Origin of the sequence: Oscillibacter sp. GMB15532 (genome assembly GCF_041020825.1) — a bacterium.
Taxonomy (GTDB): domain Bacteria; phylum Bacillota; class Clostridia; order Oscillospirales; family Oscillospiraceae; genus Oscillibacter.
Genome location: NZ_JBEVTO010000006.1, coordinates 49,391 through 72,504, shown reverse-complemented (window position 1 = coordinate 72,504; position 23,114 = coordinate 49,391). Strand labels below are relative to the sequence as shown.

General features: G+C 52.7%; 19 protein-coding genes. 9 read left to right on the top strand and 10 right to left on the bottom strand.

All coding sequences use genetic code 11. The features are described 5' to 3' along the window. Positions 1-164: 164 nt before the first annotated feature. The 8 genes from ABVS15_RS08615 to ABVS15_RS08580 all read right to left on the bottom strand — a co-directional run bounded on the left by ABVS15_RS08615 (position 165) and on the right by ABVS15_RS08580 (position 9,705). A complete protein-coding gene (locus ABVS15_RS08615) occupies positions 165-1,481 on the bottom strand; it encodes an acetyl-CoA hydrolase/transferase family protein (RefSeq protein WP_369283324.1) in 1,317 nt (438 codons plus the stop codon). Between the two features lie 37 nt (positions 1,482-1,518). Beyond that, the gene (locus ABVS15_RS08610) at positions 1,519-2,889 is read right to left on the bottom strand and encodes an aldehyde dehydrogenase family protein (protein ID WP_369283323.1); all 1,371 of its coding nucleotides are present in this window, start codon (positions 2,887-2,889) and stop codon (positions 1,519-1,521) included. Between the two features lie 37 nt (positions 2,890-2,926). Then, entirely contained in the window at positions 2,927-4,213 is a 1,287-nt protein-coding gene (locus ABVS15_RS08605) for an aminotransferase class III-fold pyridoxal phosphate-dependent enzyme (protein WP_369283322.1), read from the bottom strand. A gap of 248 nt (positions 4,214-4,461) precedes the next feature. Next, complete coding sequence (locus tag ABVS15_RS08600; protein ID WP_369283321.1) at positions 4,462-5,232, bottom strand: helix-turn-helix domain-containing protein; 771 nt, start codon at positions 5,230-5,232, stop codon at positions 4,462-4,464. Further along, positions 5,229-6,518 carry a nickel-dependent lactate racemase gene (gene larA, locus ABVS15_RS08595; protein ID WP_369283320.1) on the bottom strand — a complete coding sequence of 430 codons (1,290 nt, stop codon included), beginning with the start codon at positions 6,516-6,518 and terminating at the stop codon, positions 5,229-5,231. The genes ABVS15_RS08600 and larA overlap by 4 nt, the downstream gene beginning before the upstream one ends. Positions 6,519-6,746: 228 nt before the next feature. Then, positions 6,747-8,027 carry a TRAP transporter large permease gene (locus ABVS15_RS08590; RefSeq protein ID WP_369283319.1) on the bottom strand — a complete coding sequence of 427 codons (1,281 nt, stop codon included), beginning with the start codon at positions 8,025-8,027 and terminating at the stop codon, positions 6,747-6,749. Then, positions 8,024-8,515 carry a TRAP transporter small permease gene (locus ABVS15_RS08585; protein WP_369283318.1) on the bottom strand — a complete coding sequence of 164 codons (492 nt, stop codon included), beginning with the start codon at positions 8,513-8,515 and terminating at the stop codon, positions 8,024-8,026. Before ABVS15_RS08585 ends, ABVS15_RS08590 begins: the two co-directional genes overlap by 4 nt. A 137-nt stretch (positions 8,516-8,652) precedes the next feature. Beyond that, a complete protein-coding gene (locus tag ABVS15_RS08580) occupies positions 8,653-9,705 on the bottom strand; it encodes a TRAP transporter substrate-binding protein (RefSeq protein WP_369283317.1) in 1,053 nt (350 codons plus the stop codon). A 598-nt stretch (positions 9,706-10,303) separates the two neighbouring features. Between ABVS15_RS08580 and ABVS15_RS08575 the strand changes: the two genes are divergently transcribed. The 3 genes from ABVS15_RS08575 (at position 10,304) to ABVS15_RS08565 (ending at position 14,654) form a co-directional block, all read left to right on the top strand. Then, positions 10,304-11,959: a M20/M25/M40 family metallo-hydrolase gene (locus ABVS15_RS08575; protein ID WP_369283316.1), complete on the top strand. Its 1,656-nt coding sequence runs from the start codon at positions 10,304-10,306 to the stop codon at positions 11,957-11,959. Positions 11,960-12,029: 70 nt separating this feature from the next. After that, positions 12,030-12,707, top strand: a complete 678-nt coding sequence (locus ABVS15_RS08570) for a GntR family transcriptional regulator (RefSeq protein WP_369283315.1) — start codon at positions 12,030-12,032, stop codon at positions 12,705-12,707. A gap of 1,002 nt (positions 12,708-13,709) precedes the next feature. Beyond that, positions 13,710-14,654 (top strand): S-layer homology domain-containing protein, encoded by a 945-nt coding sequence (locus ABVS15_RS08565; protein ID WP_369283314.1) that lies wholly within the window; start codon positions 13,710-13,712, stop codon positions 14,652-14,654. A 332-nt stretch (positions 14,655-14,986) separates the two neighbouring features. Here the strand turns inward: ABVS15_RS08565 and rpsT are convergent, their stop codons facing one another. Then, positions 14,987-15,250, bottom strand: coding sequence for a 30S ribosomal protein S20 (gene rpsT / locus ABVS15_RS08560; RefSeq protein ID WP_293008924.1), 264 nt, complete (start codon positions 15,248-15,250; stop codon positions 14,987-14,989). A 192-nt stretch (positions 15,251-15,442) separates the two neighbouring features. On the opposite strand from rpsT, the gene gpr reads away from it, so the two are divergent. Beyond that, positions 15,443-16,339 carry a GPR endopeptidase gene (gene gpr / locus ABVS15_RS08555; protein WP_369283313.1) on the top strand — a complete coding sequence of 299 codons (897 nt, stop codon included), beginning with the start codon at positions 15,443-15,445 and terminating at the stop codon, positions 16,337-16,339. 59 nt (positions 16,340-16,398) lie between these two features. Here gpr and ABVS15_RS08550 read toward each other — a convergent pair whose 3' ends face one another. After that, positions 16,399-17,151 carry an exodeoxyribonuclease III gene (locus ABVS15_RS08550; protein WP_369283312.1) on the bottom strand — a complete coding sequence of 251 codons (753 nt, stop codon included), beginning with the start codon at positions 17,149-17,151 and terminating at the stop codon, positions 16,399-16,401. 162 nt (positions 17,152-17,313) lie between these two features. Here ABVS15_RS08550 and ABVS15_RS08545 point away from each other — a divergent pair, with 162 nt between their 5' ends. From ABVS15_RS08545 to ABVS15_RS08525, 5 genes are all read left to right on the top strand, one after another. Continuing rightward, on the top strand, positions 17,314-18,678 hold the full coding sequence (locus ABVS15_RS08545) for an MATE family efflux transporter (RefSeq protein WP_369283311.1): 1,365 nt from the start codon (positions 17,314-17,316) through the stop codon (positions 18,676-18,678). Between the two features lie 99 nt (positions 18,679-18,777). Beyond that, positions 18,778-20,739: a methionine--tRNA ligase gene (gene metG, locus ABVS15_RS08540; protein ID WP_369283310.1), complete on the top strand. Its 1,962-nt coding sequence runs from the start codon at positions 18,778-18,780 to the stop codon at positions 20,737-20,739. 189 nt (positions 20,740-20,928) lie between these two features. After that, complete coding sequence (locus tag ABVS15_RS08535; RefSeq protein ID WP_369283309.1) at positions 20,929-21,561, top strand: hypothetical protein; 633 nt, start codon at positions 20,929-20,931, stop codon at positions 21,559-21,561. Between the two features lie 37 nt (positions 21,562-21,598). Next, the gene (locus ABVS15_RS08530; protein ID WP_369283308.1) at positions 21,599-22,366 is read left to right on the top strand and encodes a TatD family hydrolase; all 768 of its coding nucleotides are present in this window, start codon (positions 21,599-21,601) and stop codon (positions 22,364-22,366) included. Positions 22,367-22,371: 5 nt separating this feature from the next. Then, positions 22,372-22,998 carry a TatD family nuclease-associated radical SAM protein gene (locus tag ABVS15_RS08525; RefSeq protein WP_369283307.1) on the top strand — a complete coding sequence of 209 codons (627 nt, stop codon included), beginning with the start codon at positions 22,372-22,374 and terminating at the stop codon, positions 22,996-22,998. The last annotated feature ends 116 nt before the right edge of the window (positions 22,999-23,114 follow it).

The window sequence follows — 23,114 nt, the reverse complement described above, 5'->3', positions numbered from 1 at the left end:
GGAAGTTATTGTTATCTTAACAAAAATAGAGCTCTACGGCAAGACTTTGTGCAAATAGAATGGACAATAAAAAACTGTAAAGCTCTGCTTGATGGTGGGCTGCCAGATTGTAATTTAAGGTATAGCAAAAGGCGGACAGCCGAAGCCGTCCGCCCTTTGCCCTATTAAAAGTTTTCCTGTGCGTAACGGGCCAATTCCTCTCGGAAGTCAGGGTGTGCAATGGAGATCATTGCGTCTGCCCGCTCTTTTAAAGAAAGACCTGACAGCTTGGCCACGCCGTACTCTGTCGCCACATATTGAATCATGCTGCGCGGTGCGGAGACCACGCTTCCGCCGGAGATAAAGGGAACAATGCTGGACTTGAGCGTCCCATCCTTCTTCTTGTGTGCAGCGGCCAGACAGATAAACCCTTTTCCGCCCTCGGAGCGAAATGCTCCTTCCAGAAAATCAAGCTGGCCGCCCGTGCCGGAAAGCTGGCGGCTGCCTGCCGACTCCGCGTTCTCCTGACCCATCAGGTCCAGCTCCACGCCGCCGTTGATGCTGATAAAGTTCTTCATTTTGCACATCCGTTCCGGCGCATGGACAGCATCCACATCGCCGGGGGAAAAAAGCTGAGGCTCCTGCTCCAGCCAGTCGTACAGCTCCAGAGAGCCCATGGCCAAATTCCAGGTGGAGCGTCCGGTATCAAGCTCTTTCCGGGCATTGGTGAGCTTTCCGGCCTTGTGAAGGGCCAGAAACGCGTCGCTGATGGTGCCGGTATGGCAGCCCAAGTCCTTTAAATCAGAATCCGCCAGCAGCTTTGCCACGGTAAAGGGCACGCCGCCGACCCCCAAAGACAGCACCGCGCCGTTGGGAATTTCCGCAACTACACGCTTTGCAATTTCCACATCAATCGGAGACGGCTCTCGATAGGTGCGCAGAGGCAGGGGCTCGTGCTCGCCCTCCACGATATAATCCGCTTCCGACAGATGGACCCTGTGGGACCCGTTCACGCCCTGAAGTCTTGGCAGATGCTCGTTGATTTCAAAGACCACCGTCCTGGCGTTTTCAAAGATGGTGTGCCAAGCGTAGTTGGAAATACCCAGACCGCAAAAGCCCTTGTCGTCCGGCCGGGAAACGGGAACAAAGGCTGCGTCCACCCGGATATGACGGCGGTAAAGCTCCGGAAGCTGGCGCAGAATCATGGGCATAAAGCGGCACAGGCCCCGGCTTTGGAGCTTGCGCTCGTAGTCTCCGATGTGCCAACTGTAATAGGTGAAGGCGGACTGCTCGGGATCCTGCTCAACCACCTCAATGCGGGGGCGAATCACCAGCCCGCCCCGGATTTTTACATCCCGCAGTTCGGACTTCCGTGCGGCCAGCGCCCTGTCCATCAGCTCGGGAAAGCCTGCGCCAAACCCATAGTCCACCCAGTCTCCCGACTGCACCGCCCGGGCGGCAGCTTCTTTAAGGCTTACAAATTTGCTCTTGTAATCTTCCATGATTGTTTTTCGCTCCCATATGCAGTAAGTTACTTCATCAGTCGGCCCAAATTTCTTCGTCGGTGGGGATGTACATTGTGGGAACCTTGTAGGAAATGCGGCTGACATTCATCAGGTGATAGAACCACAGGTTCTCGCTGATGGCGTTGTTGCCCCACGTGCCGCAGCCCAGCGTGGTAGTGGGATTCAGGCCGTTGTCCATGGCACCGCCCAAGGCCGTGCCGCCTACCTGATTCACCGCGTAACGGGAGACATTGATCACCTCGGGGACAGCCTCGATATGTGCGTCGGTGTTGGAGTGAATCACCACGCTGTGGCCGATGCCCTCCATTTCAAGGTTTGCGCGGGAAATTTCCATGCACTCCTCCCAGGTGTCGTACAGGAACAGTGCCATGACGGGAAACAGCTTTTCCTTTGCCAGAACGTCGTCGTGGGCATACCCCTTGGTGCAGCTCAAAATGACCTTGGCGTCGGCGGGCACGCCCTCCAGCCCGGCCATTTTGGCCATCTTCTGGACGCTGGCGCCGGGCCAGTCCTTGTTCAGCATCCCGTCAGGGAAGCAGCTATTGCGCAGCTTTTCAGCATCAACCTCGTTGTCGATGTAGTAAGCGCCGTTGGCCTTCATGGCGGCAATCATCTCGTCGGCCTTCTCCCGGGGGCAAATCAGGTTTTGCTCGCAGGTGCACAGCACGCCATTGTCAAAAATGCGGCCGGTAATCGCCATCTTGGCAACCTCGTTGAGGTCTACATCGCGGTCCACCAGTACCTGCACGTTGCCCTGACCCACGCCGTAGGCGGGTCGGCCGGAGGAATACGCCGCCTTGACCATGCCGGGGCCGCCGGTGCAGATGCAAAGGTCCACCACCGACATCAGTCCGGCAGACAGATCCATGGTGGGCTCGGGGATAATCTGGATCAGATTCTTGGGCATTCCAAGCTTGTCCAGCTCTCCAATCATCAGCTCCGTTGTTCTCACACCCACCTTTCTGGCCCGGGGGTGAGGGCAGATGATAATGGCGTTTCCGCACTTGAGACTGCACATGGAATTGTGCATCAGCGTGATGACGGGATTGGTGGTGGGTGCAATGCAGCCGATGACGCCGATGGGCTTGGCCACCTTCATAATGCCGGTTTCCGCATCCCGCTCAATGATGCCGCGGCTCTTTTTGTCCTTCGTGCGCCACCAGACGCTCTTGGACTTGTTGCGGCACTTGCCGATTTTGCTTTCATAATTGCCCATGCGGGTTTCGTCTACCGCCATGTGGGCAAGCTCTACGGCATTGTCATAAATGACCTTGCCGATGGCTTTCACGGCCTTGTCCACCACTTCCTGAGGGTATTTCTCAAACTCCTTCTGCGCTGTGCGGGCGGAAGAAACCAGAGATTTCAGATATTCCTGTGTGTCCATTTTACAATAACCTCCAAAATAATTCCAGTAATTTTTATCAGCTCTTTAGTGCAGCGGCAATGGACTCGTCAATGATTTGAAAAGCGGCGTCCAGCGTGCCCTCGTCCACGTTCAGAGGGGGAATCAGGCGGATGTTGTTCTTGTCGGCGCCGCAGCTCAGCAGCAGCAGATCGCGCTTCAGCGCCTCGGTAATCACGGCGGAGCACAATGCCCCGTTGGGCGCATTGTCCTCGGGCTTTACAAACTCCATGGCGTTCATCAGGCCCATGCCCCGGACGTCGCCGATGACGCTGTATTTCTGTTGCAGGTCATGCATTCTTGTGCGGACGATTTCGCCCATCTTGCGGCAGTTTTCCAGAACGCCGCCTTCGAACAGCTCTTCCATCACAGCCAAGGCCGCGGCGCAGGAGACGGGGTTTCCGCCGAAGGTTCCGCCGTGAGCGCCCTTGCCCCACTTGTCCATGATTTCGCTTTTGCCAAACACGGCACTCAAAGGCAGGCCGCCGCCGATGGCCTTGGCGGAGGTGAAAATGTCGGGCTCAATGCCCAGCGTTTGCCATGCATACAGATTACCGGTGCGGCCGAAGCCAGACTGAATCTCGTCAAAAATCAGGAGAATCCTGTGCTGGTCGCACAGCGCGCGGACATACTTCAGCCACTCCAAGGGAGGAACGACATAGCCGCCCTCGCCCTGAATCGGTTCCATGATAATGGCCGCCACCATGGAGGGCTCGACAATCTTCTTGAACAGATCGTAAAACTGGGTGAAGTACTCCTTGGGGCACTTGCCGTCCTCCATCTGATAGGGCGTGCGGAACAGGTAAGGATACTCCGCAAAATACACACTGGGCATCATAGGCTCGTAATTTTTGCGATAAGCGGCGTTGGAGGTGGTAATGGTGGCGGTGGCCATGGTCCGGCCGTGGAACGCATTCTTCATAGAGATAATGACGGGGCGCTGCGTGGCATATTTCGCCAGCTTCATGGCGCCCTCGTTGGCCTCGGCGCCGGAGTTGGAAAAGTACAGCTTGTACTTTCCGCCGGTCTTCTCAATCAGCTGTTCCGCCAGCGTGGTGTAGGGCTCGTAATACAGGATGTTGTGCCCGGCGTGGACCAGCGTGTGCAGTTGCTTTTCCGCGGCGGCAACCACCTTGGGGTGACAGTGGCCCAGGGCATTGGTGGCAATCCCGGAGGCGAAGTCCAGAATCTTGCGGCCGTCTTCTGTATAGAGATAGCAGCCCTCGCCTTTTACGACGCAGGGGGTCGATTTGTCATGCATGGCCATGGGGGGCATCAGGGATTGGACTCTTTCGTGTTGTGTCATAATAGAATCTTCCTTTCTGATTTTTCCAGTGTCACAAGACAGTTTACCTGCTTTGATGATTTACCAACTTTCCTTTATTGTAAGCAAAGGCAGGTTGGATTGATTGTAAAAAATGAAGCTTCCCCAATCATTGTCTTTCCGGTTTCTGTTTCGTTTTTTCGTCTTCCGTGGGCTGTTCGCACCAGTTAGGTTTCCTTGCCGCCGGACCGTAGGAAAAGCGGCGCGGGCACGACATTCGGCGGAGTTTTTTATACGACTATGCCCGCCTTGGTTCTGCATACCTGATCGACAAAATACTTTGGCGTCAGAGAGGTGTACTGTTTGAAATCCCGGATAAAGTGGGCCTGGTCGTAATAGCCCAAGTCGATAATGACATCCATCAGATTGGTAGTGTCCAGATAAGTAATTGCAGTTTGCGCGCGGATGATATCGGAATACTTTTTCATGGAGACACCGAAGCAATATTTAAAGATGCTGTTGAGATATTGCTGGCTGTATCCCAGCAATTGAATCATGTCGGATACCCGCAGGGAGCCGGGCGTGCCGACAATCAGCTTGACCGCGCTGCTGGCAATCCTATTGACCGGCGCAATCTCCTGTTCTCCGAAAAAACGGCTTGAATATTCAATCATTTCAGAAAAGCAGGCCAGCTTGCCAAGACTTTGTTCAAAAGAGGAAATTTCTAAAAACTTAGAAAGTGGAACCCGGCACCCCACCAGCTTCGTAATCTGCTTTTGCAAAAATTCAAACTGAACGCCGGGATGCAGTTTCATCCCGAAGCAGCGCGGATACGTGCTGATGTTGGACTTTTTCCCCTGAAGAAAGCTTCCGCAGACATAGCCGCGGCATGAATTGTTCTCCCAGGTAAATTGAATGTCCACACATCCGTCCGGAATGGCCACAATATCTTCCTGATGGGGGTTTTCAATCAGATAGAACTTTTCAAATATCGGGTCGTCCAACAACGCTTCCCGATATTTAATTCGGTGGTTGTTGATATAAAAGGTTTTAAAATTCATACCGGTTCCCCCAACATGGGAATCGCCTCTCCCCCCTCCGGAATAATCAACAGGAAAGGGTCTTCAAACTTTGCGAGGGCCTGTTCCAGCGCCTGCTGCAAGGCAGCCTGCGGACGATGGGCCATCCAGCCCCGTTCACACTGCTCCGCCGTCAATCCATCGCTGACCAGTGTCACATGGGCATGCCGGACTACCCGCCCCATGCTGACCCCCACAGCCATGGCCAGCAGGTCCTCACCCGTCTCACCGGACCGGATGCGCTTTTGCAGCGCGTCCTTCCCATTCTCCATGGACATATAGTCCAGCATCTGCGGATGGGGGCCGACGCCCTCTTTACATTCCGCCAGCAGAAGAAATTCTCCGCCCTTGCGAAGTACCTTTGTCGGACCATATGTGGCTTTGCCGCACTGCCAAAAATCCATGTGAATCGGATAGGCCGACGAGAGCACCACGTCGGGCCGCTGCTCCACCGAAACGCCATATAGTTTCCGGGCTGAGGACACGGCCTTGCGATGGGCCTGAATATAGTGCCCCGCAGAAACGGAATATACGGCTGCGTTTTCACCCAATACGGTGTTGATAATGTAATGCAGCCCGATATTTTGGGTCCACTCCTCCACAGCCAGGCGGACCGGGCACTCCACCATCCCCAGAAGAATTTCATCCCGCAGTCCCTGCATCACATGAAACTCGGATACGATATCCGCCGATGTAATGCCCGGATAGAGAATCTTGGCTCCACCGCTCCAGCCCATGCAGCCGTGAGGCACAACACTGCCGATTCCAATGCGGAAATCAGCTTCCATCGCAGCTTTCATCACGCGAATCGGTGTTCCCAGCGCGCTGACGCCCACTTGGGTCAGCAGCGCGGGATTTTCAAACTCACTGTTGAATACCCGGTAATTCCGGCACACGTCCCGCCCCAGTTTCGCGGCCATTTCTTCCGCTGTCATGGGGCGGTGGCTGCCCAGCGCCATGATAATAAAGATGTCTTCCCGGCAGACACCGGCGCCCTCCAGCCGGGGAAGAAGCTCTTTCAGGATGAGGGCCACCGGTGTGAAACGGGTATTGTCGTCGCTAATGATACAAATTTTTTGCCCGGGTTGTACCAAATCCTCGATGCGTGGCATTCCCACGGGATGATCTAAAGCCTCCTGTATGAGCCTTGCGGGATCGGCGGCATGTTCCGCCGGGTTAAGGGGGGCATATTGGAAACGGATGTGCCCCGGTATCTTCACCGAACAGCGATTCTCTCCGCAACACAGCGTCACTTCTCTCTCTTTCACCAACCGATTCACCACCCTAAATTTTGATTTTCCACATTCCCTGAAAACATCAGCGCACGGATTAATTCAACAGTCCCACCACAATCTCTAAGATCGGCTAAAGCCCAATCAAGAGGTATTTCTTTAGTTTAGAAGACGGCACCGCACAATTCGGCATCAGCGAATTATGCGGTGCCGCTTCAAATTAAAAAATGCTACACAGCCTGGCGCATGGCATGGAGACTCCTGTTACAGCACCCAAACCAATAGCATGGAAATCGGTTCGATAAAGGCAATCAGCAGCAGACAGACCAGCATCGCCAGGATGAAAGGAATCGCTGCCTTGGAAATGACTTCGATTTTTAGCTTGGCCACAGCGGAAGCAACAAACAGGTTGACGCCGTAGGGGGGAGTTACAAACCCGATGGCCAGCGCCACGGTCATCATAATACCGAAATGAACGGGGCTCATGCCGATGCCTGTGATGATAGGCAGGAACACAGGGGTCAGAATCAGGCAGGAGGAAATGTTGTCCACAAAGCAGCCTACGATCAGAAGGATGACGATGATCAGCAGAATCAGGGCCCATTCGGAGGAGATGGCGCCCAGCAGAACACTGGCAACCTTGCTGGGGATTTGCTCCATGGCCAGATAAGCGGCAAAAGACATGGAAAAGCCCAAAGCCAGACCGGTAAAGCCATTCATATCGGCGGTGGAGCGGTAAGACTCCAGCACGATCTTCCAGGTCAGCTCGTGGTAGACGAACTTACCCACGATCAAGGAGTAGACAGTGGCCACCACGGCGGCTTCAGTGGGGGTAAAGATGCCTCCGTAAATCCCGCCTAAAATGATGACAGGTGCCATCAGCGCGGGCAAGGAGTCCAGAAAGGTCTTCCAAAGGCTCTTTTCCCCATCCTGCCTGTGATCGGATCCTTTGTAGCCCTGCTTTTTGGAGATAAAATAGCACACAATCATCAGGGCAATTCCAATCAAAATACCGGGGATAAAGCCGGCCTTAAACAGGTCACCCACGGAGGTACCGGAGGCAACACCGTAAATTACGAAGGGAATGGAGGGGGGGATAATTACGCCAATGGTACCGGCGGTTGCGGTCAGGCCGGTGGCAAAGCCCTTATCATAGCCCCGCTTTTCCATTTCAGGAAGCATAATGGAGCCCATGGCTGTGACAGTGGCGGGGCCGGAACCGGAAATGGCCGCAAAGAACATGCATCCAATGATCGTCGCCATGCCCAGTCCGCCGGTGAATTTTCCCACCGCCGCATCTGCCATGTTGACGATTCGCCGGGCAATTCCGCCCAGGGCCATCAGGTTGCCGGCCAGCATAAAGAAAGGAATGGCGATCAGTGTAAAGGAGTCCAGCCCAGTAAAGGCCTTCTGGGCCACCATAATTGGACCGATATTACTGGTTAAGACAATGGTCAGCGAGGTGGCCACGCCCAAAGATACGCCAATGGGCACGCTCAACATGACCAGAACAAAAAACACGCCAAACAGCAGTGCGATATTCATTCAGCAGCTCCTCCTTCCGACTTGCGCAAGGACTTTATTGTACGCTCAATCAGACGGATGCTCATCAGGACCATGCCCACGGGGATGGACATGTAGCAGATCTGCATGGGGATACGAAGGGCAGCGGATTTCTGGCCGAAAGAGGCGATGGCATGGACCGCACTCAAGCCCTGTATCATAATAAAAACTGCAAATCCGACCCAGACGATAGAAACAAATACCTCAAGCCATTTTTGTCCCTTTTCGGGCAGCCGGTCTTTCAGCATAGTAATCCGCAGATGGCTTCCGTTCCGGGCGGCATAGCTGACGCCGACCCAGGTCTGCCACACATAGAGATAACGGACCACCTCTTCAGACCAGCTCAGAGAGTGATGAAAAACATAGCGCATAATAACCTGAAAAAAAATCAGACCTGTGCTGATGATCAGCGAAGGGATTAGGAAGAATTCCTCCAAGTGGTCCCAGACCTTTAGAAGTGTCTCTTTCATTTTTAAATGCTCCCATCTCATTCGGCCGGCTGACTGCTGTGAGCGGTCGCCGCCGTACTCGGTTCAACACAAGGGAGCGGAGAATGCCGGAAAGCATTCTCCGCTCCCCGCATGACGATCAGTTTGGATTAGGCTGATTAATTGTCACGAATCGCAACGGCCATTTCATAAATTTCAGGGTCCATCAGGCTCTTGATGCCGTCCTGCTCCCACACGCTCTTGGCGGCCTCCCGGAACCGATTCAGTTCGTCCTCCGAGAGCCTGTTGAACTGAACGCCGGCGTCGGACATGGTCTTCTCCAGAGTTTCCTCCATCTCGGTGTTCAGGCGGCGCTGATTCTCCATGGCGTACTTGGCCCCGGCGTCCACAACCTTTTGCAGATCCTCGGGCAGGGTTTTCCAAAAAGCTTCGGAAAGGACCACACCGTTTGCGGCGTAGATATGGCCCGTGTAGGTGTAGTACTTCTGCACTTCATACAGCTTGGAGGTGTAGGTCAGAACAATACCGTTGTCCTGTCCCTCCACGGCGCCCTGCTGAAGACCCGTGTACAGCTCGCTGAACGCCATGGGAGTGGGGTTGCAGCCAAGCGCGGTATAAGTAGCAATGTTCACGGGAGACTCCATCACGCGGATTTTCATCCCCTTGATGTCCTCCAGCGTGTTGATTGGACGAACGCTGTTGGAAATGTTACGAAAAGCATTTTCGCCGTAAGCCAGAAGGCGCATGCCGATATTGGGAAGATTTTCGGCCAGCTTGGCGCCGAATTCTCCGTCCAGCTGAGCATAGGCGTCGTCCTTGCCGTTAAACAGGAAGGGCAGGTCGCACACAGCGTAGTTGGGCTCAAAATTGGCCAACGTGGACATGGGACCAAAAGAGCCCTGGACGGTGTTGAGCTGCAAAGCCTCATACAGCTCCCGGTCGCCGCCCAAAACGGAGTTGTTCTGCACCTCAACCTGGATGCGGCCGCCGGACTGTTCCTCTATGTAAGGCTTAAAGTATTCCAGCAGCGCAACGCCGGAAGCGGAGTCATCTTGGACGGTAGAACCCACAGTCATTTTAAACTCGGGGGCAGCACTGCCCTGGGGAAGAGAACTCTGGCCTCCGGAACCGCCGCTGCTGTTTCCGCCGCCGCAGGCCGCTAGGCCCAGCATCATCGTGCTGGCCAGGAGCGTCGCAAAGATCTTTTTCATGTTTCTTCAATCCTCCTCAATATCTTGTTTTGGCTCAGGTCCCCCCTTTGAACTGCATAAGCTGCGCTGCAAAACAGGCTGATATGGCCCGGACGGGCAGTGTCATCCGATACGCCCTGGCCAGTCGGCGCTCCCTCGCTTACACAGCGAAAACGGGGCCCTTTGAAAATCAGATAAACCGCTTGAAGCTTGACCTCCAATTCGGTCCATCCGGATCTCCACATATCAAAATGCGCGCTTGCCGTTGGTTGTTTTATTCATTCTCATTCCAGTGTACTGTACTCTGTATACAAAGATTGGGTAAAACGAATGCTTTTAAATTCCATGGTAAATCGCACCTTACTTTTAACACATGTCGTATTCTTGTGTCAATAGCCAGTTGCTATTTTTCAATTTGTTTGTTTAATTTTACTAAATTGCAGCTGGAATTTTTTCTCATTGCACCTGCCTTTGGGTTGACAAAGCGAACTGCCATACGCTACAATGTAGTCGTTCATTCTCTGTATACAAAGTGCAAAGTGTAAAAACCAATGCGCCATGGTAGTGTCATACTTCAAATCTATCCATATATTTTATGAGATTAGGAGGCACTTCTACCATGCAGAATTACCCGTTCTATGAGGAGACTCTTGCCTTGACCAAGGAGCTTGTTGCAATTCCCAGCCTGAACAACTCTACCGGTGAGCGTGTTGTTGCGGAGTATATGGCCGATTGGCTGCGCAAGCTGCCCTACTTCCGGGAGCACCCTGACCAGATCATGATTCAGCCGCTAAAAAATGACCAGTACGGCCGAATTAATGTGGTGGCCATTGCCTTTGGCACCAGAAGCAACAGCAAGAAGACAATCATTCTCCACGGTCATCACGATACGGTTGGTATTGATGATTTCGGATCTATCAAGGAGTTTGCGTTTGACTGTGACGCGCTGCCGGAGAAAATCAAAGCAATTACCACCGATCCTGATGTGCAGGCTGATATCGAGTCCGGCGAATGGATGTTTGGCCGCGGCGCTTCGGATATGAAGTGCGGTGATGCGGTCAATATGGCCCTGATGCGTTACTTTACCGAGCATCTGGACAAATTTGACGGCAACCTGATTTTCATGACCAATCCTGTGGAGGAAAATCAACACACCGGCATTATTGAGTCTCTGGATGTTCTGGAGGAGCTGAAGGTCAAATACGGTCTGGATTATGCAATGGCCCTGAACACCGATTTTATTTCTCCCGCCTACCCCGGTGACACCAGCCATTACTTCCATGCCGGCGCCGTGGGGAAAATCTTGCCCTGCTTTTATATTATCGGAAAGCCTACGCACTCCGGGCAGGGCTTTGATGGGTTCAGCGCCTCTATGGTGGCTTCTGAGATTGTCCGCAACATGGACATGCGCGCGGAGTTCAGCGACGTATACAATCATGAGTATGCCATGCCCCCCACCGTCCTGAAAATGAAGGACCTCAAGCCCTCCTACGACGTTCAGACTGCATTCTCTGCGTTTGTCTATTTCAACTATTTTATTCACAATATGGAGATAGAGGATATTTTCGCCCGCCTGCGCAAAGTGGCGGAGGATGCCCTTAAAACGGTGGATGGCTATACAGACGAGCAGAATAAGGTTTACTGCAAGATGACCGGCATGACGTACAAGAAGCGTGAGTATAGCCTGAAGGTAATGGATTACAGCCAGCTTCACGCAAAGGCCCTGTCGGTCAAGTCCGATGTGGACGCCGATCTGGACGCCATCACCAAGGATGCGCTGGAAGCGAATATGGATCGCCGGGAGATGTGCCTGAAAATGGTGGAGCATCTTGCCACTGTTGTCAGCATCAATACGCCCACGGTCGTTTTATTCCTGTCCCCCCCCTACTGCCCGCGGAACACGCTCAAGCGCGAGGTTCCTGAAGAAGCGGCATTGCTGGACAGCGTCACCGGCCTGCTTCAAAAAATCGGCAAAGAAATGGGCGAGGATTTGAAAATGATGCAGTTTTTTCCTGTCCTCACCGACAGCAGCTATTTGAAGCTGGACGACACGGAAAGCTCGGCGGAAACACTGATCAGCAATCTCCCCAATATGAAAGGACATTACAATGTTCCTCTGGATCAAATCAAGCGATTGAACATTCCCGCCTTTAACTTCGGCTGCCATGGCAAGGATGCCCACAAATGGACCGAGCGCGTCCATAAGGAATATTCCTTTGGGAAACTGCCGGTCATTATGCTGCGTACACTGGAGAACTATCTGATCGAAGGTTGATGTTTTTGATTCCGCGCTGATAGGCGTTGCTGTGCTGTCGTTGACTAAAAGATAAAAAGGAGCGGTTTATTTGTCATTAGCTCCCCTTAAAAAAAGTGAAACACTGTCTAAAAAGGCGTATCAGGTGATACGAGATGCGATTGTATCCAGCCAGTTTGCTCCGAATGACGTGCTGATAGAGGAAAAGCTCAGTGCAGAGCTGTCTATCAGCCGGACACCCATTCGCACCGCACTGCACCGTCTGGTAGAAGACGGGCTGGCAAAAGTCCAGGGAAAAAGTATTGTCGTATCGCCCCTCACCGAAGATGATATTGCCGACATTAGTTTGGTGCGTCAGTCCGTTGAGCTTCTAGTCATGGAACAGTTGAAGGATAAAGCAACGCCTGCGCTGATCCGAATGCTGCGCGAAAGTATTGACTGTCAGAAACGGTCCCTGATGTCCAGCGCGTCTGATTATCTGGAGTATATCAATCAGGATTATATATTCCACACCACGCTGGCCCGGGGGACTGAAAACCGGTTTCTTCTGGACCTGACGGAGCGGATTAACACCCATAGCAACCGCTGTCTGATGCTCAGTTCTACGTTGGCCATTTCCTTTGAATCTGCGACGCAGGAGCACATTGCCATTGTAGATGCTTTGGAATTGGGCGATTATGAGTCTGCCTATCAGGCTATGTACAATCACTTGCAGCGGATCAAAAATCGTTATATCTTGCGGACGACGCAGCCCGAAGAGACAGATTAAAAAGGCAGCGCCGATTGTGGCTGATCCAGGGCCAAAACGCGCCGGAGCGTAATGGCTGCAAGTACACAAAAGATGATGGCTGCGGGAAACTTCCCGCGGCCATCATTCAGTTTGTGGAAAAAGTCTGGTAGAAGAATCAGATTCTCATCAAAAAACTCGGCACAGCCTCCATGGCGTTTATTAGCCAATGCCCCCGACATTCTCAATCATATGAATACCTCTTGGGTACTCTTTGAGTTCAGGTAAAAATTGAGCATACCTATGCTGCCACATGAAATGTAATTTATTGGTAGTCTAAATTGACATTTAAAATTGGGGTGCTATAATTTAAATAAATTCAACAATAAAAATGTTGAATTCTGTTCTAATCATACAAAATAAAAAATATTATTTGTGAAGAAAAAGGGTTTGCAGTGTCTATTCGCAGTGATGATGGTGGTTTCAGTCCTTATTTTTCCTGCTCAGGCTGTCAGTATGGAATTATCGATGCAGCGGATACTATCCCTGAATATGAGGGGCCGTTTGTTTATGGCGGCGATTCCATAACGAATTTGAATCTTAAGGATAACCTCGGAGAATTACAGCGATATTTTCTTAGCTGTCGCTGACTACGGTGTTAAAAATAAATATTTTAACGAAGCAAGCGGTTCTCGTCTTGGTACGTTAGACTCCTATATTGCCGGTTCATTTGGTTTATATGGTGTGAATGCTACTGTGACAAGCAAAGACGCGACGTTCAACAATGTTAAATCGGAGTTAATCAATCATAGGCCCTTTTATTTATCACTTAATCAGCATTCCTATTATGGAGACCATGGTGTTGTTGGTTACGCTTATACCCGCCTGCAAAGTGAAACTACCGGGTACTATTTGAGTTTTATAAAAATAGCGGATGGGGAGGCACTCTATGGAAGATACTTGGATATTGCGTGTATTGATGAACACAATGAGGCAATTCTTCGAGCAATCAACATTAATAATCTATAATGTAAGTAATAGAATATGAAAAAGATTTTTCAAGGTCTTGTTTGTGCAGTTCTTTGCCTTTCGGTGACTCTGGTCGTCCCCGTATTCGGATATGCCAAGGCTCCGGCATGGTGTGCAGATGCGGTAAATTATTGCGATGAGAATCACTTGTTTCATGGAGTACCACAGGCTGAGAAATCCCTTGATAATATTGTAACGTGGGGAGTTTTTTCACAAATATTATCAAATTCGACTTCTAACTATGACGGTACATATTATCAACCGGGTTTAGTGATGGACAGCAATGCTAAAGACAGGGAAATATATCGGGCAGCTATGAATTGGACTAAAAGTTTTTGGATCGTGGACGATTTAAAACAGGAAACTGACCCTATGACCCGTGCAGAGACAGCCAATGCGCTCTATGCTTATTTTGGCAGGACTGATGTTAAGGTTGCTCAACCTAAGTTATCAAGCCGTTTTACAGATTTTAATGACATTCCTGATGATTTGCGCAGCGGCGTTTTATTTGCCGAAGCAAACTCTCTTATAAACGGATTTGGTGATTCAACTTTTGGGCCCAATAGACCGATAACTGTTGCCGAGCTTTCACAAATACTTTACAACGGGAAAAATTTATTTCAAAACGCGGCCATGGAGAAATTATTTGTTTTAAGTGCTTCTAATGTGGACAGTATTGAATTTCGCAACGGATATAACTTTGAGCAGCATATTACCAATAACAAAAATGTGATTAAGGATGTGATTGACCATCTGAATGCGTTCAGGTTTAAAAATATGGAAAGTGCAGATTACGATGGTTGGAGTTACGGATTCAAAATTTATTTTAAGGATGGGAAAGAGTTTAATTTCATGTTAGATCCAAATTGGGTGCGTGTCTGTGGGGTGGGGTACGCACCTGCAAAAGAGTTTTTCCCCAAATCATGGTTGGATCAGTATTGCTTACCATATGACATCTAAGGGACCTTTTTGCAGTCAGCCCTTGTGTAAATGTATGGGGATTGTCGCCGATGCGGACGGCCTGAAACAGTGTTGGCGGCAGCTATTGCTGATGCTTTGATTGTTGGCTGACTCGCGCTTTACAGACTGCAACTCTTTATGTAAAAAAGCAGGGCGGACAGTTTTAACTGTCCGCCCTGTCAACATGAATTGTACCGGGTTCACTTTTCGTCCCATGTCACCGTAAAAAAGAGGCCTGTTTGACAGCCAGAAACGGGACGTAAACACTAAAAACAACCGTTGAAAGTAAATGTAGGCGCAAAAAGGCGCCCGCAAAAGCGGACGCCTCATTCTTAGCCCAGCTTATTCAGCTTCAGGGTCATTGCGCTCTTGCGGTGCGCAGCCGTGTTCTTGTGCAGAACGCCGCTGGCAACAGCCTGATCGACTTTCTTCACCGCGACTTTGTATACGCCATCGGCCTCGGTGCGATTGCCTTCTGCGGCAACGGCCTCGAACTTCTTGATGGCGGTCTTCAGCTCGGATTTTTCGGCCTTGTTGCGAGCGTTTTTCGCTGCGGAGACCAAAACGCGCTTCTTGGCAGACTTGATATTCGGCAAACCAAACACCTCCTTTGGCAAATTAAAAATCTGGAGAGATTAGAATCTCACCGTGCAGAATGATATTTTAGCAGTTCTGCGCGCAAAAAGCAAGCCCTTTTCCAAAAAAACCTTAATTTTTTGCATAGTGTGTCCACTTCCGGAAAACCTACAAAAAAGACACTACATTTAGTGGAAGGCGGCATGCAATCAATGTATACAAAACGGACGGACTTGGCGCTGGAGGCCCAAGAGCTGTGGCAGGAGGGCGCGGAGAAGACCGCAAAGCTCTCCGGAGTGAAGGCGGGAAAGTCCCGCCGGGAGGGTTATCCCGTGACGCGGGTTGAAATTTTGGACGCAGGCGGCGCAAAAACTCTTGGTAAACCAGTGGGGACCTATCTCACGCTAGATTTCACCGCCTATTGGCAGAGGAAGGAAGACTATTTTCAGCGGGCGGTCCGGGCACTGGGCGCGGAGCTGAAGGCGATGCTCCCCGGAGATGGAGCGGCGCTGGTCATCGGCCTTGGTAACCGTGCCATGACGCCGGATGCGGTGGGTCCGCTGACCTTGGAAAGCGTGCTCATCACCCGGCATCTGCGGGCGGCCATGCCCAAGCAGTTCGGCGGCTTTCGGCCTGTGTCCGCGTTTTCAGTGGGTGTGCTGGGCACCACCGGCGTGGAGTCTGCCGAGGCGGTCCGGGGCCTTGTGAAGGAAGTGGAGCCGGATTTTGTCATCGCCATTGATGCGCTGGCCTCCCGCCGGACGGGACGGGTCTGCGCCGCTGTCCAGCTCAGCGACAGCGGCATCGTTCCCGGCTCCGGCGTAGGGAATCACCGCGCCGCGCTGAACAAGGACTCTCTGGGCGTGCCGGTGTTCGCCGTGGGCGTTCCCACAGTCGTGGATGCGGCCACGCTGGCGGCGGACCTTCTGGAGGAGTCCGGCATAACGGAGTTTGACGAAAAACGCTTGCGCAGCCGCAAGCAGCCCATGACCGTCACCCCCCGGGACATCGACGCGCAGGTGCGGGAGCTGGCCCGGGTGATGGGCTACGGCGTGAATTGGGCGCTTCAGGAGCTGGAAATCGAGGACATGGCCGCCCTTTTGGGATAAAAATTTTCATAAAAGACAGGTGCCAAAAAGCGCAGCCAGATAAAACCAAAGGATCTGCGTTAAACCGTCAGCTCCAAGCCCACGGGACAGTGGTCGCTGCCAAAAACCTGATCGTAAATGACCGCGTCTTCCACGCGTTCCTGAAGCCGCTGAGAAACAATAAAATAGTCAATGCGCCAGCCCGCGTTTTTCTCCCGGGCACGGAAGCGATAGCTCCACCAGGAATAGGCAATTCGCTCGGGATAAAGAGTCCGGAACGTGTCGGAAAAGCCCGCGTCCAGAAGCGCGGTCATCTTTCCCCGCTCCTGATCGGAAAAGCCGGGGTTGTTTCGGTTGGACTTGGGATTTTTCAAATCCATCTCCTGATGGGCCACGTTCAGATCGCCGCACAGGACCACGGGCTTCACCCGGTCCAGTTCCAGAAGATATGCCCGGAAGTCGTCTTCCCACTGCATCCGGTAATCAATGCGTTTCAGCCCGTCCTGCGCGTTGGGCGTGTAGCAGCACACCAGATAGAACTGCTCAAATTCGGCGGTGATGACCCGGCCCTCGTGGCGGTGCTCGTCGCCGCCGAAGCCATAGGTCACGCTCACGGGAGGAACCCGTGTAAACACCGCCGTGCCGGAATAGCCGGGCTTGTCCGCGCTGTTCCAGAATTTTTCATATCCCGGCAGGTCAAAATCTGCCTGCTCCGGCTTCATTTTCGTCTCCTGCAAACAAATAACGTCCGCGTCCGCAGAGGCGCAAAAATCAAGAAAGCCCTTTCCAAGGCACGCCCGCAGACCATTGACATTCCACGAGATCAGCTTCATAAAGAACTCCTCCTTCTGTTCCTTTTTCCACAGTTTATCCGCTCCTGTGGAAAAATACAAGGATTTTTGCATCAGGCCGTTGCCGGAAGTGAAAAAAGGGAGTAAAGTATAAGCAGCGCAACTATTTGGCGCAACTGAAATAAAACAAGGACGGGAGCTTTTATGGACAGAGAGGACCGGGGCCTGCGGGACATGACCTCTGGCAGCCCCGCAGGACATATTTTTCTGTTTGCCCTCCCCCTGCTGCTGGGAAGCTTTTTGCAGCAGTTTTACAACATGGTGGACTCCTGGGTGGTTGGCAACTATGTGGGCGACGAGGCGCTGGCCGCTGTGGGCGTGGGCTTTCCTGTGATGTTTATGTTTATCTCCCTGTTTATGGGGATTTCCAACGGCGGCACGGTGGTTATCGCCCAGTATCATGGTGCGGGCAGGCCCGACCGGGTGCGGGACGCGGTGGACACCATTTACACCACCTTCATTGTCTCCGTAATTCCGGTGACGGTGCTGGCATTGTTTGCGGTGAAGCCGTTCCTGTTTTTGCTGCGGGTGGACGAGGCGGTTTACCACGGCGCGTGGGTTTACATGATGATTGTGTGCGCGGGACTGGTGGGCACCATCGGCTACAACACCAACGCGGGCATTTTAAACGGCATTGGAAACAGCCGGGCAACGCTGTTGTTTTTATCCGTGGCTGCGGTTTTAAACATTATTCTGGATTTCGTTCTGGTGCTGTACGCCGGGATGGGCGTGGCAGGCGTGGCTTTGGGGACGGTTGTCTCTCAGCTTGTTTCATGGTTGCTGGGCATTTTTTATATCAACCGGCACTATCCCCAGATTGCGGTGCACCCCTTCTGCTTCCGCTTTGACAAAACCCTGTTCCGTCAGGTGATGGCGCTGGGCATTCCCACGGGGCTTCAAATGTCTCTGGTGTCCCTTGGCATCATGGCGGTGATGAGCAAGGTCAACACCTTCGGAACGGCGTATACCGCCGCCTATAACGTGGGAAACAAGCTGGACGGCGTGGCCTTTCTCCCGGTGCAGGCGCTGACCAACTCCATCACGGCCTTTGTTGGTCAGAATACCGGAGCAAAAAAGCCGGAGCGGGTGCATGCCGGTGTGCGCATTGCGGTGATCTATACGGTGCTCTGGTGCCTTGTGATGACGGCGGCGCTTTTGCCCGCGTCCGACGCGCTGTTTCGCCTATTCTCGCCCGAGGCGGAGGTGGCGGAGGCTGGAAGACACTATATGTTTGCCATCATGCCCCCTTACGTGACCTTTGGCGTGATGTATATTCTCAACGGAGCCATGCGGGGCGCGGGAGACAGCGTGGTCCCCATGCTGGCAACCATCCTCTCTATGATCGTGCTGCGGGTTCCGGCGGTCTATTATCTGGCAAACCATTTCGGGCCGGAGCGGATGTTTCAGGGCTTCGGTATCGGCTGGGTGGGGGGCTTTATTTTCTGCGTGCTTTACTATCTTTCGGGCAGGTGGAAGCGCAGAGGAAGCCTTGCGGAGGAAAATCCCTGAACGGGTTGTTATTTTTCGTAATTTGGAATATACTGTACATTTACAGAGTTCAATGCCCGTCCCCTTTCATTCGGGGGACGGAAAAGAAGGAGAAATCCCATGGAAAAAGAGAAATTTTATATCACAACGCCTATTTACTATCCCTCGGACAAGCTGCACATCGGCCACACCTACTGCACCGTCGCAACCGACGCCATCGCCCGCTATAAGCGGCTTCATGGCTTCGACGTGATGTTCCTCACCGGCACGGACGAGCACGGCCAGAAAATCGAGACAAAGGCCAAGGAGGCCGATGTTTCCCCCAAGGAGTTTGTGGACCGCATTGTGGAGGGACCCCGGGGGGTCAAGGATTTGTGGAAGCTGATGAACATTTCCAACGACCGCTTTATCCGCACCACCGACGACTATCATGTGAAATCCACCCAGTATATTTTCCGTAAGATGTACGAAAACGGAGATATTTACAAGGGCGCCTATAAGGGCAAATACTGCACTCCCTGCGAATCCTTCTGGACGGAGAGCCAGCTCAAGGACGGCTGCTGTCCCGACTGCGGCCGCCCCGTGACGGACGCGGAGGAAGAGGCCTATTTCTTCCGCCTGAGCAAGTATGCCGACCGTATTCGCACCCTGCTGGAGGACACCGACTTCCTCCAGCCCCGCTCCCGGGTGAACGAGATGGTGAAAAACTTCATCGAGCCGGGTCTTGAGGACCTGTGCGTTTCCCGAACCTCTTTTACCTGGGGCATCCCCGTGGATTTTGACCCGGGACACGTGGTCTACGTGTGGGTGGACGCGCTGAGCAACTATATCACCGCTCTGGGCTATGGCAATGACCGGTATGACGACTATGAGAAATGGTGGCCCGGTGTGAACATCGTGGGCAAGGAAATTGTCCGGTTCCACTCCATTATCTGGCCCGCCATGCTGATGAGCCTTGGCGAGCCGCTGCCCAAGCAGGTTTACGGCCACGGCTGGCTGCTGCTGGACGGCGGAAAAATGAGCAAGTCCAAGGGCAACGTGGTGGACCCCTATCTGCTGGCCGAGCGGTATGGAACGGACGCGCTGCGCTTTTTCCTGCTGCGCTCCTTCCCCTTCGGGCAGGACGGCAACTTCTCCAACGAGCTGCTGATCCAGTGCATCAACACGGACCTTGCCAACGACCTTGGCAATCTCCTCTCCCGCACCACGGCCATGGTGGAGAAGTATTTTGGCGGACAGCTCCCCGCGGAGCAGGATGCCGACGGACTGGACGAGGAGCTGATCACGCTGGCCACCGCTCTGCGGGACCGGTACGAGGTCCAGATGGAGAAATTCCAGATGCAAAACGGTCTGGAGGAGATTTTCAAGGTCGTCTCCCGGGCCAACAAGTATATCGACGAGACAGCTCCCTGGATTCTGGCGAAGGACGAGGCGAAAAAGCCCCGCCTTGCCCGGGTGATGTACAATCTGCTGGAGACACTGCGCATCTGCGCCGTGCTGCTTTTGCCCTTCACCCCTGATAGCTGCACCGAAATTTTCAGCCAGATCGGCGCCTCCGGCGAGGAGACGAACTGGGACAGCGCCGGGAAATGGGGCGTGCTTCCCGCAGATACGCGGGTTCACAAGGGGGAGAACATCTTCCCCCGCATCGATGTGGAAAAAGAGCTTCAGGAGCTGGACGCGGTGCAGGAAGCGGCCCGCAAGGCATCCCAGCCTGCGCTGGAGCTGGAACCCCAGCTTGCGGAGAAGGTGGACTTTGACACCTTCTGCAAGTCTGATTTCCGGGTGGTGAAGGTGAAGTCCTGCGAGGCTGTGAAAAAGTCCGACAAGCTGCTGAAATTTATTCTGGATGACGGCACCGGCACAGACCGGCAGATTCTCTCCGGTATCCACAAGTTTTACGAGCCGGAGGAGCTGGTAGGCAAGACGCTGGTGGCCATTGTGAACCTGCCGCCCCGGAAGATGATGGGGCAGGAGTCTAACGGCATGCTGATCTCCGCCGTCCACACGGAAAAGGGCGAAGAGAAGCTGAACCTTTTGATGGTGGACGACGCCATCCCCGCCGGCGCAAAGCTCTGCTAAGTCAAATCTGAGAGAGTAGGCCCTTTTAGAAACCCTCTGATAGGGATGTTTATGAAAATTGTAAACTCCTTATTGGAGGGTTTGCTCTATAGAAGAGGTTGCATCTGAATAAATTGATCCGTGGTTTTGCATCAGCATTGGCTGGGAAAATAAATGGCTCCGTCCGAATTATCTGAAAGGAATTTGGATATGGCTCTTAACAAAAAAACACATAAAATCATAAACATTTTAGCGCTGTCAGCACTGCTGCTTTTGTCTGTGTTGAGTTATACACTTTATCGGGACAATCAACTTTTAAAACCACAGTACAACGAATATTCTGCTTATTTTTGGCAGGACCCAAATGCAATTTTAGAAGGTATTGACATATACCTTGATAGAGGAGAGATGTCTGATGCCGTATATTTAATTGAAGCAGTGGCTGATCTTGAAAATGATATAAATAGGCTTCAAACTGTTTATTGCACCTCAGCAAAAATGCAACTTCGACAATCCGTTTTTAGAAGTTCAAACTTGACATTTACAGAAAATGATGTCAATGCTTGGGCGATTAATTGTTCGCAAATTGCTGATGGATTAGGGCACTTCTGTGATGCAATGCAGGTAATTGTTAGCTCTGGTAAGACCCCAAATAATGACGAAGTAGTAAGAGACTATATGAAAAACGCCAGAGCACAGTTGCTGTTGGTTACTTCAAGCTTGAATCAGATTGACCTTAACACACAAAATGATAAAAGGCAGGATAGCGTATTAAATAATTACTTACTATTGTTTAAATCATTTGGTGAGTTCTCAAGTTCGTTTGAACAAGCCTTAGCCTAGAACACCTAACTTGTATCCATCAAAGAGAGGATATCCCATGTATTTTGACACCCATGCCCATTATGACGACACGGCCTTTGACGAGGACCGGGACGCGCTGCTCTCCTCTTTGCCGGAAGCCGGGATAGAGCTGGTGGTGGACCCCGGCTGCGATGTTGCTTCCTCCCGCCGCGCCGTGGCGCTGGCGGAAAAATTTCCCCATGTATACGCCGCCATAGGCATTCACCCCGGTGACTGCGCGGGCTGCGGCGAGAGCGAGCTTGCCGCCATCCGGGCGCTGGCGGCCCACCCCAAGGCTGTTGCCATCGGGGAAATCGGACTGGATTACCATTGGGAGGACAACCCGCCCAAAGAGTTCCAGAAGGAGATTTTCCGCGCCCAGCTTGCTCTGGCGGTGGAGCTTGATTTGCCGGTGATTGTCCACGACCGGGAGGCCCACGGAGACTGTCTTGCCGTCGTCTCGGAATTTCCCGCTGTCCGGGGCGTATTTCACTGCTATTCCGGCAGCGCGGAGCTGGCGGAGGCGCTTTTGAAGCGGGGCTGGTATCTGGGCTTTGACGGGCCGGTCACTTATAAAAACAACCGCAGGGGCCGTGAAGTGGCGGAGATCACTCCGCCGGAACGGATATTGTTGGAGACGGATTCACCCTATCTCACCCCGGTCCCCAACCGGGGAAAGCGGAACGACAGCCGGAATCTCCCGTACATTGCGGAGACGCTGGCGGAGTGGAAAAACATGGACCCGGGCGAGCTTGCGCGCATCGCCGCGGAAAACGGGAAACGACTGTTTGGAATCGAGGTTTAAGCGCCATGGAAGAAAAGAAAGGCTTTACCATTACCTATGAGTACGGCGGGAACCTGTATGTAAATACCACCAACCGCTGCAATTTCAACTGCGAATTTTGCCTGCGCCACAACGGCAGCGGTGGCAGCATCTATACCCACAACCTGTGGCTTACCCGGGAGCCCACCCGGGAGGAAATCCTTGCCGATATTGAGAAGTGGGATTTGAGTAAATACAGCCAATTGGTGTTCTGTGGGTTTGGCGAGCCCAGCTATCGCATTGAGGACATCTGCTGGGTGATCGACCGGATGAAGGAGCACGGGACGAAGATGTTTACCCGGATGGACACCAACGGAACCGGCAGCCTGATTCATGGCCGTAACATCACCCCAGATTTTGCCGGGCGGTTTGACATGGTGTCCGTCTCGTTGAACACCGACACGGCGGAGAAGTACGATGCATTGTGCCACCCCCAGCAGAAGGGGGCCTATCAGGCCATGAAGGACTTCGCCAAGGAGCTGTGCAAATACGTGCCGAAAGTGATGATGACCGTGGTGGACACCATCCCCAAGGAAGAAATTGAAAACTGCCGCCGCATCTGCGAGGACGAGGTAGGGGCCACCTACCGGGTGCGGGAGTATATCGAGGACTGAGCGGGGCGGTTCGCGCCGTTTCCCGCAGGGATGACGAAAAGTTTCTGCCACAGCAGAAGCCCGGAGAGTATTCTCCGGGCTTCTTTTTTTAGTTCCTCGTGCATAAGGTTGTCCCA